Genomic DNA, 16,295 nt, shown 5'->3' with positions numbered 1-16,295 from the left:
TCCGGCACCGCATGTCGGAGCGAAGGGAAATTTCCCTCCGTTGGAGTGTAATAAAGGTTAAAAGTTTTCCTCTTCTTCAGATTTATGCCAACCCAACCGTAAGCGAACTGAGACATACCGGGCTGCAACTCGACATTAAGCAACTGCTTGCGCTCTGCCAGAACTTTGACAACTCCGGGTATTCAACGCTCGTTGCTGAGCCCATCTCCCAGCAAAAAAACCACCAGGTTCCGACCGCGACTCAACAGTAAGCTTGGGTTAGCCACCTGATTTTCGCGAGGAATCCACTATAATGAATAAAAAACCATGCTCTTGCTCATCTTTACTCATCTCGGTAAAAAGGGGGTTGCTTTGAAACAGTATCCTGTCGCGTTGAATAACCGGCACGTATTTCTTGTTCCTTTATTATTAGTCGTTATCGCGCTCCTGCCTGCCTGTGCGGCGCTTGACACCGATCCGGACCGCGGGGCAACCACGGTGAAGCAGGACGTCTTTGGCGATCAGTTCGGCACAATCGAGTATCTCCCACAGAACTGGCAGGCTTCGGACAGTTTATGGTTTTATACGGTTACGCAGGGGTCGAATATGCTGCCCTACGATTTCTTCATGGTATTGGAAAAAAAAGGCGGTTCCGAGCCATTTCGATCCAACGAGAACATGAATCGTTACCGTTATCTCCCGCAGAAGCCGACTTCAAGCAACCCGGACGGACTGCCCGTCGGTTTCGTCAAGGACACCTACAAGGGTAAAGATTATATGGGATTGACATGCGCGGCCTGTCACACCGCACAAATAAACTACAACGGAAAAGGTATCCGCATTGATGGCGGGCCGGCAGGCGCTGACATGGAAACCTTCATGGCGGATATGGTGCGCGCGCTGAAAGCAACGCTCGAAAATGAAGATATCCGGAGTCGATTCGTAAAAAACGTGATGGCGCGTGGTGCATATAACGCCGAAGCCGACGTCAATGCGGACCTCGAGCGGTATACCCAGCGCCTCGCTAACTACATCACCATAAACTACAGTACGACCCATTACGGGTACGCGCGGCTGGACGCCTTCGGACGCATTTACAATCGGGTTCTGGAGCACATCATTACTCCTAAAGAGCTTCGAGAGCTGTTGCGCGATCCGAGAATAATAAGACCGGGGGCGATAAGTCCGGAAGAACTGGAAACGATTTTGGGTCACGATGGCGATAGCGTCCTGAATGGGGACGAGCGCGACCAGATCGTCGGCAATCTTTTGAAGGCTTTGGGCAAGAATAACGAGTGGGAATCGCTCGGACGCCTGAGGAAGAAGCTGTTCAACACCCCCAACGCACCGGTCAGCTATCCCTTCTTGTGGGACACGCCTCAGCATGATTACGTGCAATGGAACGGGTTGACAGAAAATTCAGGTTTAAAGGCAATCGGACGCAACGCGGGGGAAGCGATTGGCGTTTTCGGCACGCTGGACTGGTCAGAACGACAGGGATTTTCGATATCCTCTGTTGTTGCTGGGCAGGGCTTTTACGGTAACCATATCAGTTATAAATCGTCAGTCAATGTGCTTAACCTCCGCCGCATCGAATCGCGCCTATGGCAGTTGCAATCTCCGCTGTGGCCGGAGCACATTCTTCCGGCAATCGACAAGACCCGTCTCCCAAATGGCAGATCGTTGTTCAATAAACATTGCGTGAGCTGTCACACCCGAATCGTGCGCGATGACCCGGACCGCCGCGTAGTTGCACACATGGCACGGGCCAGCGATGCGGGCACGGACTCCCAGATGGCGGAAAACAGCGTCAATTACCAAGGTTTCTCAGGTATTTTACGCAACCAGTATGTGAACGTCAGTGTCGGCGATATCCTGATCGATCGGCGGGCGCCGGTGTCAGCCTTGCTGACCCGCGTTACTCAGGGCGTGGTCGCCACTCCAGAGCCGGACAAGTGGTTGTTACAGCGCTGGACCGAGTGGGCATATAATCTCGCGACTGGTTATCGTGATAATAAAATTAAAAACTCCATCAAGCACGGCGATTACGATCCCGACACCACCGCCAATCCGGTCGCCTCGTTGAAATCCTATAAGTCGAGGCCATTGAATGGTATCTGGGCGACAGCGCCCTATTTGCATAATGGTTCCGTACCCACGCTCTATGATTTGTTGCTGCCGAAGAAACGTCCGGGCGACCCGGACGGCGGAGAATACCGTCCTGACGAGTTTGAGGTCGGCTCCCGCGAATTCGATCCGGTGAAGGTCGGCTTCAAGAGCAGCGGTTATGGCGGCTTCGTGTTTAATACCCAGGGAATCAAAGACGACAAAGGAGGCTATACCAAAGGGAACAGCAACGCCGGGCACGAATACGGGGCCAGACGCGTCGCCAACGAATCTGATGGGCTAGTGGATCAAAAAATCAAAGATAAGTGTGCCGACGAAACCATCAAGGATGAGGATTTGGATGCGTCGATTAAAGACAAGTGCCTGTATCCCATATCCAGAGAGGACCGCCTCGACTTGCTCGAGTATCTGAAAACTTTGTGATTCCGATCAATTCGATTCTGTTTCGACTACCAAAACAAAACCACAAGGGAGCTACCGATGAGCACAAGCAATTACCTGGAGCAGTACGATGCCGCTTCCGACACCGAAAAGTCGGTGCTGGCCCGGCGCTGGATTGATACCGAACCTCTGCCGTTTTTCAAGGAATTACGTCAAAAGCGTCCCATCCTTGTGACCCCAAAATTCACACTGGTCACACGTTTCGATGACGTCAGAGAAGTATTGAGCATGCCCAAGGTCTTCACGGTAGAACCCTATGTTTCCAAAATGGCCGACTATCTGATGATGCATGACGACGATGCGCTGCATACGCGCGAGAAATCGCTGATGCAGTGCATGTTGAATCGAGACGATCTTCCGGCGGTGCGGGAAATGGTAGCGAATGTCTCCAAGGAGATACTCGACAATGCAAACGGCAACGTCGAATTGGTTAACAGCTACTGCCGCATGGTACCGGCGACGCTGGTGCGAGAGTATTTTGGCCTCACTGGAGCGAAACGACGCGATCTGATCGAGTGGTCTTACTGGAACCAGGTCGATACTTTTCACAACCAGCCTTTCGATTTGCTGCCCCCGGAAAAATCCCAGTACATTATCGACAAGCACAACGAAACCTCCAAGGAACTGGGCAAATTCATAGTCGAGCTTATCGCCCGCCGCACGCTCCAGGTCAAGGCGGAGGAATTGACCTTTTCCACCCTTGTGCGTCTCGATGACGACATCGTAACGCGAATGTTACGTACCGATTATCCCAAACAATTGGATTTCGACATCAAGCGCCTGGGTCTGAATGCCGGCGGCTTGTTGATCGGTGCCATCGAAACGACAGCGCAGGCAGTCGCTCAAATCGTGCAATACCTGATTGACCGGCCAGAATGGCTGGCGAAAGCAAAACTGGCGGCCCAGCAGAACTCCGCTGCGGAATTTGATGGCTACGTATGGGAAGCCCTGCGTTTCGTGCCCATCACACCTTACTTGTTCCGTACCACCGCAAGCGATTATGCGGCGGCCAAGGGAACCGACCATGAAACCGTGCTGCGTGCCGGCACCCACGTCTTGCCCGTTACGTTATCGGCCATGTTCGATGAGCGCGCGTTCGAGTCGCCAGATGAGTTTATCCCGCAACGCAACTGGTACAACTATTTTCATTTCGGCTTCGGTAGTCATGAATGCCTGGGTCGATACGTGGGCCGGGAAATGATTCCGGAGATGGTGCACCAGGTTCTTACCAGGGAGGGTATTAAGGCGAAGAGCCCAATCGATTACAAAGCCGGCCCCTTCCCCGAACAGTACGAGCTTTCCTGGACGACACAATAAAGCAGCAACCGGCTGGTCCTGTCGGGCCAGGCGGTTGATAGCAATAGCCTACTAGCCACTTAGGCACTGCCCCCGCCCAGCTATACCGCTACTTGGCGCCCGCCGCCTTGAGAAGCTGCACTAGATTTTGTTGACGGTATTTGGATGCCAGCATCAGCGCGGTAGCACCATTACCGGCCTTGGCGTTCACATCTGCCTTGCCTGCGATTAACGCCTGTGCCACGCCCGTATGCCCAATCTGCGACGCCAGCATAAGAGCAGTGGCTCCATTTTCCAGCCGCGCATTCACATCGGCTCCCGCGGCAATCAGCATCCGCACAACCTCCGGATGCCCTTCCTGCGACGCCTGCATCAAGACGGTGATGCCGTCGTTTCTTCTGGCATTCACATCCCCCTTGGCTGCAATCAAGTCTCTAACCACCTCGCGGTGACCGTTCTGCGACGCCCGCATCAACGCCGTAGTACCGTTGCTGGTCTTCGCGTTCACATCGGCTTTGGCTTCGAGTAACGCCTGCACAACCTCCTCATAGCCGCCTTGCGATGCCGCCACCAGCGCGGTCGTACCGTCGTGCGACCCGGCGTTTACATTCACCTTGGTAGCAAGCAGCGCCTTGACTCGCGCCAGGTTGCCGTTCTCTGCTGCAGCGATGAGCTCGCTAGTGCCCATACTGGCCCACGCACTCGCCGAAGCGAGGAATAACATCACTAGCGCGCTCAATGCGCGTGCGTATATCAACGGTCTGGTCACTTCAGTCTCCTTTATTCAATTATTTCCTGTTATTCTTGCCACTCGCCCGCTCGCTTCGGTTTTCACCCCAGCCCCGCCCATTTATATCGCTGACGGTGCGCTGAGGGCGGATTGCTCCCCGTTTGCGAAGGGGGAGAAGTCAGTCCAGCGCTTGATGCAGTTCGACAGTCCACAGCCGAACCATCTGGACTTACTTCGATCAAACACCAAGCCGGCTCGACCAGAGCCAGACCAAAGCTAAAACCAACGTGAACCATCATGTAATCCCGACCGATCACATTCGCTGGCAGGAACCTGTTCTGACCCGCTAATTTTGAGGAGATTCAATGCGTAAGGCCCTTCTTTCGATATCATTGTTGCTGGTGGCGTCATCAGCAAGCTCAGCAGAAGGGGTCCTACGCCCGGGACTATGGGAGTTGACGACGACGTCGCTTCTGCTGGCGTTTGTACCCCAGATTCCACCCGATACAATGCAAAAGCTGACAAGCCTGGCAAAGCAACACGGAATCGACATACCTGAAATCCAGAACGGAGCAGCCACGTCTAAAGTCTGCATTACCCCAGAGATGGCCGAGCAGGAACTCCCGGTCTATTTTCATCAGACCCAATTGGGGTGTAGTGCTCAGAATACGACCCGGACAGGAAACAGCTACAGAACAGACCTGGTTTGTGCGCATCCTCAGTTCAAGGGTAACGGAACGGCGGAGGGAACATTTACCAGTCCCGAACGCTTTTCAGGACAAACACAGTTTAATGGTGTCTTCCAGGGCAATCCTATCGACGAGCATGCGGACGTTACAGGCCGATGGATTAGCGCAAGCTGCGGCCCGGTCAAAGCCATTTACTGAGGCGCCCGATTCACCTGACAGGCAATTGTCTCGTCATTGCCAACGCTATTTCTTGTAGGACGCCGCGGCGTACCGGGATCGCTCCCCCGCCGTTTACCGCTGGCCGGGGTCCTAAATATCCGTGACTTCGCGCGTCATAGCCTCAAGCAGCCGTTCGTGAAGGCCCCCAAAAGCGCCATTGCTCATCACAAGCACGTGATCGCCTGGCTGAGCAGCAACGATGATGGCTGCGACCAGCTGATCGAGGTTGCCGTATACCGCCGCTCTCTTACCAAGCGGGACCAGCGCATCCCCAGCGTCCCAACCAAGATTTGCGTTGTAGCAAAAGACCTGATCCGCTGTCGCAAGACTATTCGCGAGACTGTCTTTCCAGACTCCCATTTTCATCGTGTTGGAGCGAGGCTCCAGCACAGCAATAATACGAGCGTTTTTCACTTTGTTCCGCAACCCTTCAAGGGTGGTCCGGATTGCTGTTGGGTGATGCGCAAAATCGTCATATATAGTAATGCCGTTCCTCACACCGCGCACTTCCATGCGGCGCTCGACGTTTCTGAACTGCCTCAGCGCATCGATACCGACATTGACGGGCACGCCGGCGTGACGCGCGGCAGCCAGCGCCGCCAACCCATTCATGAGATTGTGCTCACCGAGCAAATCCCATTGTAATAATCCCTGAGAATCACCCTTGAAACGAACGGTAATTCCGCCGTCGGGCAAAACGTCGCTTTCCCAGCCGCTCGCCACCCCTAACGTTTCAATCGGCGTCCAGCATCCCCTGCTCAATACCCGCTTCAGACTTTCCTCGCGCCCGTTGGCGACGATCAGCCCATTCCCAGGAATGGTACGGACAAAATAATGGAACTGCTGTTCAATTGCTGCGAGACTGTCGAAGATGTCCGCGTGATCAAATTCCAGATTATTGAGAATCGCCGTTCTGGGTCGAAAATGTATGAACTTGGAGCGTTTATCAAAAAAAGCCGTGTCGTATTCGTCCGCTTCAATGACGAAAAAGCCGGATCCGCCCAGTCTGGCTGACAATCCAAAGTTCCGGGGAATACCGCCGATCAGGAAACCCGGGCTCATCCCCGCGTATTCGAGTATCCATGCCAGCATGGACGTGGTTGTTGTCTTCCCATGAGTACCCGCAACGGCCAACACCCATCTTTCGCGAAGCACGTTGTCCGCAAGCCACTGTGGCCCTGAAACATAAGGGAGGTTAAGGTTGAGAATCTCCTCCATGAGGGGGTTGCCGCGGGTGACCACATTCCCAACCAGGAACAGATCCGGCCGGAGCTTGGCTTGGTCAGGCGAAAACCCCTCAGTCAACTCAATCCCTTGAGAGCTGAGCTGAGCACTCATGGGTGGATAAACACTGGCGTCGCTGCCTGTCACTTTATGGCCGGCCTCGCGCGCGATGGCGGCGACCCCCCCCATGAAGGTGCCGCAAATGCCTAGAATATGAATGTGCAAACCTTGACTCCTACTGCTCCCCAGCAGCTTTGTACGGTTAAAATTAAGTTTGTATGCGCACGACCGTGCGTATAGTTTGGCTTCCGTTTTTTGTTACACTTACGGCTTTGTTCGCCTTAGCCTACCACTTGGTGGCCAAGCTGAGCAACAAGCCCCAATGGAGGGCACCCTCGATTTCTGCAAATCCGGATCCGATACGCTACGTGCAGCGATGCCCACATACCGGTGACGCCACACCTACCAATCTGAAAACAGCGATGCATCCGTGCCGAGACGTCGCGCTTTTCCGGATACCTCTCCTCCCATGAAATCGCGTTTCTCCCGCCTAATTTGCTGGTGTGTTTTTCTTTTTTGCCTTGCATGCAATGCTCGCGCCGACACGCCATCATCTGACGCGCGACAACGGTCTGAGCGTATAACAACCCCGCCCGGCAAAGCCCAGGGCAATGAAAATAAACCGGTCGTTATCGACAACGAGCGCATTCGCGGCCGTCATGAATATGAGGTTCAGGCCCCCAGCGGGTCTGAATTACGCGGCGCCCCTGTTAACTCAGCCGGTCAGCCTCAGGACGGTGGTGGCCGGTCTCAGCCGAGGCAGAACTATACACCATCAACTGCGGCAAAACCCGGTGAAGCGGCCACAGGACATAAAGTCGAGGCTGGAAACAAGGAGGATCAGCGCGGACTTACAGAAGCTGAGGGTATAGCAGGACCGCACGCCGTGCAGGAATTTGAACCGCAGCTTCGGCCCGGCGCGACTTCGCCCGCGGGCATCGCATCGCCCGGCTTGAAGGACCGGACCAAAATGGCCACGCCCGGCGGCGTGCCGGAAACAGGGGGAGGTAAACCAGGATTCGCGGAAGCCGAGCACATCCGTGGACACCTTGAGCAGCCGGGCGACATGAAGCTGCGCCTTGGCGGCGGAGTTGAGCCAGAGACCGAGGTAAAAGTGGCTGCGCCCGTGGCAGAAAAAGTGAGTCCGAAGAGCAGGCCGGTGTTCGTGGCTGCCGACCGCCTGCAAGGACACTCTGGCAAGGAAGTCGAGGCAATCGGCAGAGCCGAGCTGAACAACGGCGATCAGCTCATCTCGGCGGATCGCCTGAAATATCGTCAGGACACGGAAGATGCGGAGGCTGAAGGCGGGGTTCGAGTGGAGCAGCGCGGAGATATACTTGAGGGTTCGAGGCTCAAATTCAATCTGGCCAGTAAAACCGGAGAACTCAGCCAGCCCAGCTATCAGCTGAAGGATGCCAGCAGCCGGGGCTATGCCGACATGCTCTTATTTGAAGGCGAAAATCACTACCGCTTCCGGCAAGCAAACTACACCACATGTCCTGCCGGCGACGATGATTGGCACTTGAACGTAGGTGACCTGCAACTGGATCACTCCAAGCGGGTCGGCACTGCGCGGAACGTTAAACTTACATTCAAGGACGTACCCATTTTATACACCCCCTGGATGAATTTCTCGTACAGCGGCCAGCGCAAGTCGGGCTTGCTCGCGCCTGTATATGGCACCAACGTACGAACAGGCCTCGAAGTCACAGTGCCGTTCTACTGGAATATCGCACCCAATTATGACGCGACCATCTCCGCCCGCATGATGTCGAAGCGGGGCGTCTCACTCAACAACGAATTTCGCTATCTGGGAGAGAAGTTCAGCGGCACCATACTCGGGGACATATTGCCGAATGACTGGGACACCCAAACGACCCGGTGGCGCACCTCTTTTGCGCACGATCACAATCTCGGCAGAGGCTTTTCGGCGCGCCTGGACTACAACAGGGTTTCGGATGACGCATATTTCCGCGATCTCGGAAACAACCTGAATCTAACCTCCCGCACCAACCTGCTGCAACAGGGCCTGCTTTCGTACAACCGCGGGCTTGGCGACGACGGGACGCTGAACGTGACCTCCATGGTCCAAAGCTTTCAGACCATTCAGGATCCCTTGGCCTCCATTGTTGCCCCGTACAAGCGCTTGCCGCAGATCGCCATGGTTGCGAATAAACCTGATATTTTCGGCATGGACCTGAATTTCATCGGCAGCTGGTCGAATTTCTCGCATCCGACGCTGGTGAGCGGCCACCGCGTGGTGCTCTTTCCTAGCGTCAGTTATCCGATGCGCAATGCATTTGGCTATGTGACGCCAAAGATCGGGATACACCACACCCGGTATAACCTGGACGCTACGGGCACCTCCCCCGAGGCGAGCCCTGATCGCACATTGCCGATACTCAGCCTCGACAGTGGTATTGCATTTGACCGCCAGATGAGCCTGGGTGGAGAACGGTTCACGCAGACCCTTGAGCCCCGGCTTTTCTATGTATATGTCCCGTTCCGCGATCAGAGTCAGTTGCCGAACTTTGACTCGGCCAAGACCGACTTCAGCTTCGCGCAAATGCTGAACGAAAACCGGTTCAGCGGCCATGATCGCATCAACGATGCGAATCAGCTCACCTTCGCACTTACCTCCCGTTTGATCGAGTCCGGCACCGGCAAAGAACGCCTGCGCCTTGCCGTTGGCCAGCAAATAAGCTTTATTGATCGGCGCGTAACACTGGACGCACCTGAAACTATTAACCGCAGACCGGATTTCGTCGCCGCAGTGACCGGATTCCTCACGCCGACAATCAGCACGGATTCGAGCGTGCAATTCGATCAGACCAGATTCGTGGCTGACGTGGTTCGTTCGGGCTTGAGCTATCGCCCGGAGCCTGGCAGGGTCGTCAATGTCGGCTACCGTTTTACACGGGACGTGCTGCATCAGGTGGACGCTTCGAGCCAGTGGCGATGGTCGGAACGTTGGCAGACGGTTGCCCGTCTGAATTACTCGTTGCAGGACCAGAAGATTCTGGAAGGACTGGCGGGACTTGAGTATAATGCCTGCTGCTGGTCGTTGCGGTTCGTGCTCCAGCATCTCACAACCGCCACGCAGAAAACGACCACGGCAGCTTTTTTGCAACTCGAGTTGAACGGCTTGATGCAAATTGGCTCAAACCCGCTGCAAGTGTTGCAGCGTAGTATTCCTGGTTATCTCAGAACCGGCAGCCAGGGAAGTAGCCCGCTGGAAGGCCCATAGAAAGCAAATCTTCATACGGCAGCACGCCGTTCCTCTGCTCAACGCTTAAACACATGGGCACGAAATTCTGGTTACGTCCTCCTGTTTTGCTGGCTATGCTGATTGCCGGGATGGCGATCGCCCAGCAGCCTGCCCATCCTGGCAGCATCCGGACCATAGATCATATTGTCGCCGTGGTGAATGAGAGCGTGATAACGCGCCATGAGCTGAACGAAATGCTCAGGGCCATGGTCAAGCAGTTAGAGAAACAGGGCGTGCAGCCACCTCCGCCCGCGGTACTCGAGAAGCAGATGCTCGATCGCATCATTTTGAATCAGGTCCAGTTACAGCTTGCCAAAGAAACCGGCTTGACGGTAAGCGACACCGAACTTGACCAGACCATCCGTCGAATCGCGCAGGAAAATAAGATGTCGCTGGATGAATTTCACAACGCACTGGAGCGCGACGGAATCAGTTTCAACAAGTTCAGGGACGAAATTCGCGATGAGATAATTCTGGTGCGGCTCAAGGAACGCGAGGTCACAAACCGGGTCAGCGTGACCGAGGGAGAGGTGGATAATTTCCTGCATACGCAGGAATCGTCCCCCAGCCAGAACGAGGAATATCGTATCGCCCACATCTTGATTATGGTGCCGGATCAGGCGAGCCCTTCCCAATTGCAGATGAGGCGGGAGCGAGCGGAAGCTGCCTTGACGCGCTTGAAAAGCGGAGCCGAATTTGCCCAGGTGGCGGCCGAGTTTTCGGATGCCCCGGACGCGATGGAGGGAGGGCTGCTGGACTGGCGTCCGGCGGCGCAATTGACCAAGATTTTTGCCGACGTATTGACGCCGATGAAGGCAGGCGAAGTGACTCCGCTCATTCAGAGCGCAAGCGGGTTCCATATTCTGAAGCTGGTCGACCGTCGCAGCCAGAACCAAGCGGTCACCGTGGTGGATCAGACCCACGCCCGTCATATTCTTGTCAAAATCAGCGAACTCACCTCCGAAACAGATGCCAAGCGCCGCATAATCGAGTTGAAGGACAGACTGGACAATGGGGGGGCCAAATTTGAAGAACTGGCCAAGCTCCATTCCGAAGATGCAAGCGCTCCCACCGGCGGGGACTTGGGCTGGCTCTCTCCCGGCGATACCGTACCTGAGTTCGAGCAGGCCATGCGCATCCTCAAACCCGGTGAAATCAGTGAACCTGTCCAATCACCATTCGGCTGGCACTTGATCCAGGTGTTGGAGCACCGAACGCAGGATGTAAGCAAGGAACGGCAGCGGCAAGCCGCGCGCCAGGCTATCCGCGCTCGCAAAGCCGACGCAGCATTTCAGGAATGGCTGCAACGACTGCGTGACCGCGCCTACGTCGAATACCGGCTCGAGGAAGGTTAGGATTGAGCAAGCCGTGAATATCATGCCCGCGGGCGCGCCCGCCACAGGCAGAAGGCTGGCTCTTACGACGGGAGAGCCAGCGGGAATCGGTCCGGATCTATGCGTGCAAATCGCACAACTGGATTTGCCTTTCAATCTGGTTGTGCTCGCCGACCGCGAACTGTTGCGCGCACGTGCGCTTTTACTAAAGCTTCCGCTGAAAATCACCGACTACGTCCCCACTGCCGGACTCGCGCATAAGCCCGAGGATAAGCCAGGCACTTTGCGGGTGCTGCACGTCCCCCTGACGGAATCTTCGAACCCTGGTCAGCTTGATCCGGTCAACTCCCGTTATGTGCTGAACTTGCTGGATCGCGCCATTGAGGGATGCAGCAATGGGGAATTTTGCGCGATGGTGACCGCACCCGTACATAAGGGCATCATCAATAACGCGGGGATCCCCTTCACCGGGCATACCGAATACCTTGCCCAACGGACAAATAGTCAGGCAGTCATGATGCTTGTTGGCGGCGGCATGCGGGTAACGCTCGCAACCACCCACCTGCCGCTAAAGGATGTGCCGGCCGCGATCACCCAAGCCGCGCTGGAGAGGAAACTTCGGACGATTCACGACGACTTGATCCATCGTTTTGGCATTGGCCGGCCTTGTATCGCAGTGGCCGGGTTAAATCCTCATGCCGGTGAATCCGGACATCTTGGCAGGGAAGAGATAGAAATCATCATTCCCTCGCTCGACAAGCTGCGCGCCCAGGGAATGGACTTGAGCGGCCCGCTTCCGGCCGATACCCTTTTCAATCCGGCAAAGCTGAAGGACTTTGACTGCATCTTTGCCATGTACCATGACCAAGGCCTGCCGGTATTGAAGCACGCCAGTTTTGGCACGGCAGTCAACGTGACCTTGGGCTTGCCCATCATTCGTACTTCTGTCGATCACGGAACCGCCCTGGATCTGGCCGGAACCAGAAGTGCCGATCCAGGCAGCCTTATCGCGGCGATCGAAATGGCGGCGACCCTCGCCGGAAATCGGAAATAGCCTGCTGCATGGACCGCCCGCCGATTCCGCCGCATCCCGCTTTCATATCGCCTGCAACAAAGTGACGCGCCACATTCCCCGCAAGCGCTTTGGCCAAAATTTCCTGGTTGATGAGCGCGTGATTGCGGATATTGTCAGTGCCATTCGTCCGGGAAACGACGATCTTCTGGTGGAAATAGGGCCCGGCATGGGCGCACTCACGCGGCCCCTGTTGCGATCGGTCAGTCATCTGCATGTGGTGGAGATTGACCGGGATATCATCGAACGCCTGCGCCGCGAATTCTCCGGGGAAAAACTCACCATATACTCAGGTGATGCGCTGAAGTTCGACTTCTCCACGATTGGTAAACATCTGCGGGTAATTGGCAATCTGCCCTACAATATCTCCACACCTATCCTGTTTCATCTGAGCCGATACGCGAACGGCATCAGCGATATGCACTTCATGCTGCAAAAGGAGGTGGTGGAGCGCATGGTCGCCGTACCCTCGTCCCCCGCTTACGGGCGGCTCTCGGTTATGCTGCAATGCCGCTTTGAAATGGAGCAACTCTTCATCGTTCCCCCGGAATCCTTCCGCCCGGTACCGAAGGTCGAGTCGGCGGTCGTCCGCATGCTCCCCCTCCGGCAACCGCCGATTGACAGCAGCAATGACAGTTTATTCACCGATATCGTCTCCGCCGCTTTCTCGCAGCGTCGCAAGACCCTACGCAATACGCTGCATGGATATCTGAAATCGGAAGACTATGCTGTGCTGGAAATCGATCCGGGACTGCGGGCGGAGAACCTGGCCGTCGCGCAGTTTGTAGCAATCGCTGACCACTTGAGCAAAAGGCTGGTTCTGTCGTAAACACATGCCCGGCAGAAGAATGCTACCAGATGAGCGAGTATTTACTTTTTCTGGAGCACGGTCACTTTATCGATCCGATCGTTCTCGTCGTAGCTGACATCGAACGCCATTTCTTCCCCTTGAAAAACAAGTTCGGTCGGCGTGCCGACCACCTCCCACAAACCCAGGGTAAAAACGTCAGCAACACCGTGAAAAACCGCCCTACCGGCTCTTGTCGCGGTACTGTAACCTTGCTTGAATGTGAAAATCTCGCGTCTCCTGCCGTCTTTCGTTTCGCTTACGGAAGGTGTGCCAAACTCTGCAAGGAGCATGTCTCTGGGAGTCCCCACCGAGAACAAGCTAATGTTTTTCTTGGGGGGCTGCTGAGCTAACGATGCCACGATGCAATCGAACTAATAATCACTTTAAATTCTGTCAAGTGCATGAGTATAATCGGGGCTCACGCTGAATAAAATCAAGCAAAGCCCCGAGGATCGCCCCCGCCAGACAGATCATGAGACCTATTGCCCCTCGCAGACTCCCACTCCTATTGGCAGCTTTTATTGCATTTGGTCTAGCGACTCCGGCGGGTGCGGAAATTTACTCGTTTACCGACGAAAATGGCGTCATGCATTTCAGCAACGTGCCGACGGATGAGCGTTACGTTCCGCTTACTGGGCCCAATGCCGGCGTCAAGAGAGCTATTACAGGTTCGAGCAACACCGCAGTCGAACCGCGTACCAAGGCTAAATATGGTGGCATCATAGAAGAGATCGCTCGAGCTTACGGATTGGAAAGCGCGCTGATACATGCGGTGGTGTCTGTTGAATCAGCCTACAGGGTCACAGCTGTTTCGAAGAAAGGCGCGGGTGGCCTCATGCAACTCATGCCTGAAACTGCGCAGCGGTACGGTGTCACCGACCGGTTCGACCCTGTGCAGAATCTTCACGGGGGGGCCAGATATCTGAGCGACTTGCTGAAGATGTTTAACGGCGACATGAGGCTAACGCTGGCGGCTTACAACGCCGGCGAAAATAACGTTCTCAAATACGGAAACCAGATTCCGCCGTTCCAGGAAACCCGAGCTTACGTGCCGAAGGTGATGGAGCTCTATCGCAAGTATCAGGCGAGCCCGAAGGCTATTCAACCGCGGCGTGGAGTATGAAAAGCTTCTTAGAAGAGAGTGAATCAGTGGACGTTTAGCTAACCCGGCTTTCGCGACACACAATTAGGACCGGTCAATAGCGGCAGAAACTAACACTAGCACTCTTGGCTCAGCCTGTCCCCATCATTGCCGCCTGCTTAATTCAGAACAGTCTGACCTTCTAGTCGCTTGTCCACATCGTAGTTGAGACCATTTTTCAAAATTCTGGATATGAGGAAATCATAATCCGGAAAAGGAAGCTATGAAAGAAAAGCTACTGTATTTTGTGAAACGTGGAAAGAACGCTGGAATTGTATTAACTCCTCATCTATACGAAGACGGGTTCTTTCGTGCATACAAAACCAACTCACGAAATGATCCAAACGGGAAAGAAGGAACACGGGTGACAAACGAATCCGACCTGATTTCGTTGGTTCGCTCGGGTTACCATGTCCGAATGAGCAATCCAATGAAAGGGCATGCTCCATCGACTGTAAAACCGGAGATTATTACCGAATAACGAGACTTAACAACTTCTAGCTATAGCCTCTGCCCACAGCGAAAAATTCAAGTCTAGCATCGAGCAATATTTTCCCTTCGCGCATTATTGTTCCAGCATATAAATAAGGTTATCCACTTTCCGCGATTTTGGAAATAAGGATTCGTTTCCGCTAACGTCCGGTGCAATTAGATGTCATCTATATTCGCTCCTATTTCGAGCCCCAGCGAGGCTGATCCTATTAATGTCCCGCTATTTTGGTATCAGCCGATGAATAGGATCAGCGCGGTTAGTTAGTTAAGGCGCCTCCTTAGGATGCCTGGTTGGGATGCTAGCCGAAATAGATCGCGCACGCATCGGGCTATCTTTCGATATTATTTCCGTACATGCCACTGGATTGTGGAGCTAAAAAGGAATCTCATCAACTGCCACATCCAAGGGAAATTCATAATCAAAGTTTCCCTCGGTCGTTACGAGTCGTACAAGAGTTCGCCCGGTCAGTCGATAAGAATCTTTGAATTCTTCACCTTCCGTCGCAAAAGCCAAGACTCGCTTTGCGGAAAACTTTAGCTGTGCCCAAGATTTCTTGTTAAGACGACGGACAGGAGGCGCAAGAAAATGACGAACCGGGAAATCAGGTACATCAGAATCTGTCATCGGGCAGTCTTTTCCATCTTGATACAACGTCCAACCCTTTTTAGAGTAAAAGTAGATGGCATCTATTTCAGCCGATGTATTTGTCGTTTCGTTATGTAAGTCAACCTTGAATTCCACAGTGCCCCACGCAACAAATTTCGACTTCTCGAGAAGTCCAGACGTTTCCTTAAAGCTAACCTTAATTCGACTCGACCGAATCGTGTCGATTTGAGCCTTGGCCCATGCCATTTCTTCCGTTAGGAGTGTCCGTAGTAAGCCAATAGACGAGCCGTAGACAATATGTCTGTGATGCTTTAGGTCAAATGGTATGTCTTCCGTACTTTGAGTGAGAAGCACACAGAGCTTACCCTTGGCATGAGCATAACCGACCTCGTAGAAAACATTTGGGTTTTGACCTGTCATATCTGCCACAACAAGATCGGCCAATTCAATCTGACGATAAATTCTTTCCAGGATTCCCTCCTGAAACATCTGCTCATCGACTCTCTCAGCTAAAATCCCAAGCGTGGTTGCTGGTTCCTTTATTCCCAACTTATATATATCGTTAAACGCCGTGTCAAAAGGCATTAGAACAAATGCAAATATCTGGTCATTAGAGTCCATTGTTATTTTTACCGTTACCTGACATTACGTGGAAAGCGAGCGTGTTAGATAGATTATCCTCGAGCTTCGGCTGGTCAATGAAGGTACGCCAAGCTAAGGATTTCCATGCTGAAGACGAGTTGAGGTATGCAAAAAACCAGATCAG

The 16,295-nt window shown here is 54.1% G+C and carries 13 protein-coding genes; 9 read left to right on the top strand and 4 right to left on the bottom strand.

What is annotated here, in order from left to right:
• The first annotated feature begins 351 nt into the window (after positions 1–351).
• Together C8R31_RS09245 and C8R31_RS09240 are read left to right on the top strand one after the other, a co-directional pair.
• On the top strand, positions 352–2,529 hold the full coding sequence (locus C8R31_RS09245; RefSeq protein ID WP_258192647.1) for a di-heme-cytochrome C peroxidase: 2,178 nt from the start codon (positions 352–354) through the stop codon (positions 2,527–2,529).
• Positions 2,530–2,586: 57 nt separating this feature from the next.
• The gene (locus tag C8R31_RS09240) at positions 2,587–3,864 is read left to right on the top strand and encodes a cytochrome P450 (RefSeq protein ID WP_107693775.1); all 1,278 of its coding nucleotides are present in this window, start codon (positions 2,587–2,589) and stop codon (positions 3,862–3,864) included.
• 88 nt (positions 3,865–3,952) lie between these two features.
• Here C8R31_RS09240 and C8R31_RS09235 read toward each other — a convergent pair whose 3' ends face one another.
• The gene (locus C8R31_RS09235) at positions 3,953–4,612 is read right to left on the bottom strand and encodes an ankyrin repeat domain-containing protein (RefSeq protein WP_107693774.1); all 660 of its coding nucleotides are present in this window, start codon (positions 4,610–4,612) and stop codon (positions 3,953–3,955) included.
• Positions 4,613–4,938: 326 nt separating this feature from the next.
• Between C8R31_RS09235 and C8R31_RS09230 the strand changes: the two genes are divergently transcribed.
• Positions 4,939–5,460: a DUF3617 domain-containing protein gene (locus tag C8R31_RS09230; RefSeq protein ID WP_107693773.1), complete on the top strand. Its 522-nt coding sequence runs from the start codon at positions 4,939–4,941 to the stop codon at positions 5,458–5,460.
• Between the two features lie 111 nt (positions 5,461–5,571).
• Here C8R31_RS09230 and mpl read toward each other — a convergent pair whose 3' ends face one another.
• On the bottom strand, positions 5,572–6,930 hold the full coding sequence (gene mpl / locus C8R31_RS09225) for a UDP-N-acetylmuramate:L-alanyl-gamma-D-glutamyl-meso-diaminopimelate ligase (protein ID WP_107693772.1): 1,359 nt from the start codon (positions 6,928–6,930) through the stop codon (positions 5,572–5,574).
• A 304-nt stretch (positions 6,931–7,234) separates the two neighbouring features.
• Here mpl and C8R31_RS09220 point away from each other — a divergent pair, with 304 nt between their 5' ends.
• The 4 genes from C8R31_RS09220 to rsmA all read left to right on the top strand — a co-directional run bounded on the left by C8R31_RS09220 (position 7,235) and on the right by rsmA (position 13,268).
• A complete protein-coding gene (locus tag C8R31_RS09220; protein ID WP_107693771.1) occupies positions 7,235–10,012 on the top strand; it encodes an LPS-assembly protein LptD in 2,778 nt (925 codons plus the stop codon).
• A 53-nt stretch (positions 10,013–10,065) separates the two neighbouring features.
• On the top strand, positions 10,066–11,388 hold the full coding sequence (locus C8R31_RS09215) for a peptidylprolyl isomerase (RefSeq protein WP_107693770.1): 1,323 nt from the start codon (positions 10,066–10,068) through the stop codon (positions 11,386–11,388).
• Positions 11,389–11,410: 22 nt separating this feature from the next.
• Positions 11,411–12,421 carry a 4-hydroxythreonine-4-phosphate dehydrogenase PdxA gene (gene pdxA, locus C8R31_RS09210; protein WP_107693890.1) on the top strand — a complete coding sequence of 337 codons (1,011 nt, stop codon included), beginning with the start codon at positions 11,411–11,413 and terminating at the stop codon, positions 12,419–12,421.
• A gap of 61 nt (positions 12,422–12,482) precedes the next feature.
• Positions 12,483–13,268, top strand: a complete 786-nt coding sequence (rsmA, locus tag C8R31_RS09205; RefSeq protein ID WP_107693889.1) for a 16S rRNA (adenine(1518)-N(6)/adenine(1519)-N(6))-dimethyltransferase RsmA — start codon at positions 12,483–12,485, stop codon at positions 13,266–13,268.
• A gap of 41 nt (positions 13,269–13,309) precedes the next feature.
• On the opposite strand, the gene C8R31_RS09200 is transcribed toward rsmA, so the two are convergent.
• Positions 13,310–13,579: a hypothetical protein gene (locus C8R31_RS09200; protein ID WP_107693769.1), complete on the bottom strand. Its 270-nt coding sequence runs from the start codon at positions 13,577–13,579 to the stop codon at positions 13,310–13,312.
• 182 nt (positions 13,580–13,761) lie between these two features.
• On the opposite strand from C8R31_RS09200, the gene C8R31_RS09195 reads away from it, so the two are divergent.
• A complete protein-coding gene (locus tag C8R31_RS09195; RefSeq protein ID WP_107693768.1) occupies positions 13,762–14,412 on the top strand; it encodes a lytic transglycosylase domain-containing protein in 651 nt (216 codons plus the stop codon).
• Between the two features lie 241 nt (positions 14,413–14,653).
• Positions 14,654–14,911 (top strand): hypothetical protein, encoded by a 258-nt coding sequence (locus C8R31_RS09190; protein ID WP_107693767.1) that lies wholly within the window; start codon positions 14,654–14,656, stop codon positions 14,909–14,911.
• Between the two features lie 384 nt (positions 14,912–15,295).
• Here C8R31_RS09190 and C8R31_RS09185 read toward each other — a convergent pair whose 3' ends face one another.
• Entirely contained in the window at positions 15,296–16,150 is an 855-nt protein-coding gene (locus C8R31_RS09185; RefSeq protein WP_107693766.1) for a hypothetical protein, read from the bottom strand.
• Between the last annotated feature and the right edge of the window lie 145 nt (positions 16,151–16,295).

This window comes from Nitrosospira sp. Nsp2 (assembly GCF_003050965.1).
GTDB lineage: Bacteria > Pseudomonadota > Gammaproteobacteria > Burkholderiales > Nitrosomonadaceae > Nitrosospira.
Note: the sequence above shows the minus strand (reverse complement) of the source record. Positions and strands in the feature narration are given on the sequence as shown.

What these genes read in the sequence shown, in the direction of transcription:
- C8R31_RS09240 (WP_107693775.1), top strand. Translation starts at nt 2,587, where the DNA reads ATGAGCACAAGCAATTACCTGGAGCAGTACGATGCCGCTTCCGACACC.
- C8R31_RS09230 (WP_107693773.1), top strand. Translation starts at nt 4,939, where the DNA reads ATGCGTAAGGCCCTTCTTTCGATATCATTGTTGCTGGTGGCGTCATCA.
- C8R31_RS09220 (WP_107693771.1), top strand. Translation starts at nt 7,235, where the DNA reads ATGAAATCGCGTTTCTCCCGCCTAATTTGCTGGTGTGTTTTTCTTTTT.
- C8R31_RS09215 (WP_107693770.1), top strand. Translation starts at nt 10,066, where the DNA reads ATGGGCACGAAATTCTGGTTACGTCCTCCTGTTTTGCTGGCTATGCTG.
- pdxA (WP_107693890.1), top strand. Translation starts at nt 11,411, where the DNA reads ATGCCCGCGGGCGCGCCCGCCACAGGCAGAAGGCTGGCTCTTACGACG.
- C8R31_RS09200 (WP_107693769.1), bottom strand. Translation starts at nt 13,579, where the DNA reads ATGCTCCTTGCAGAGTTTGGCACACCTTCCGTAAGCGAAACGAAAGAC.
- C8R31_RS09195 (WP_107693768.1), top strand. Translation starts at nt 13,762, where the DNA reads ATGAGACCTATTGCCCCTCGCAGACTCCCACTCCTATTGGCAGCTTTT.
- C8R31_RS09190 (WP_107693767.1), top strand. Translation starts at nt 14,654, where the DNA reads ATGAAAGAAAAGCTACTGTATTTTGTGAAACGTGGAAAGAACGCTGGA.
- C8R31_RS09185 (WP_107693766.1), bottom strand. Translation starts at nt 16,150, where the DNA reads ATGGACTCTAATGACCAGATATTTGCATTTGTTCTAATGCCTTTTGAC.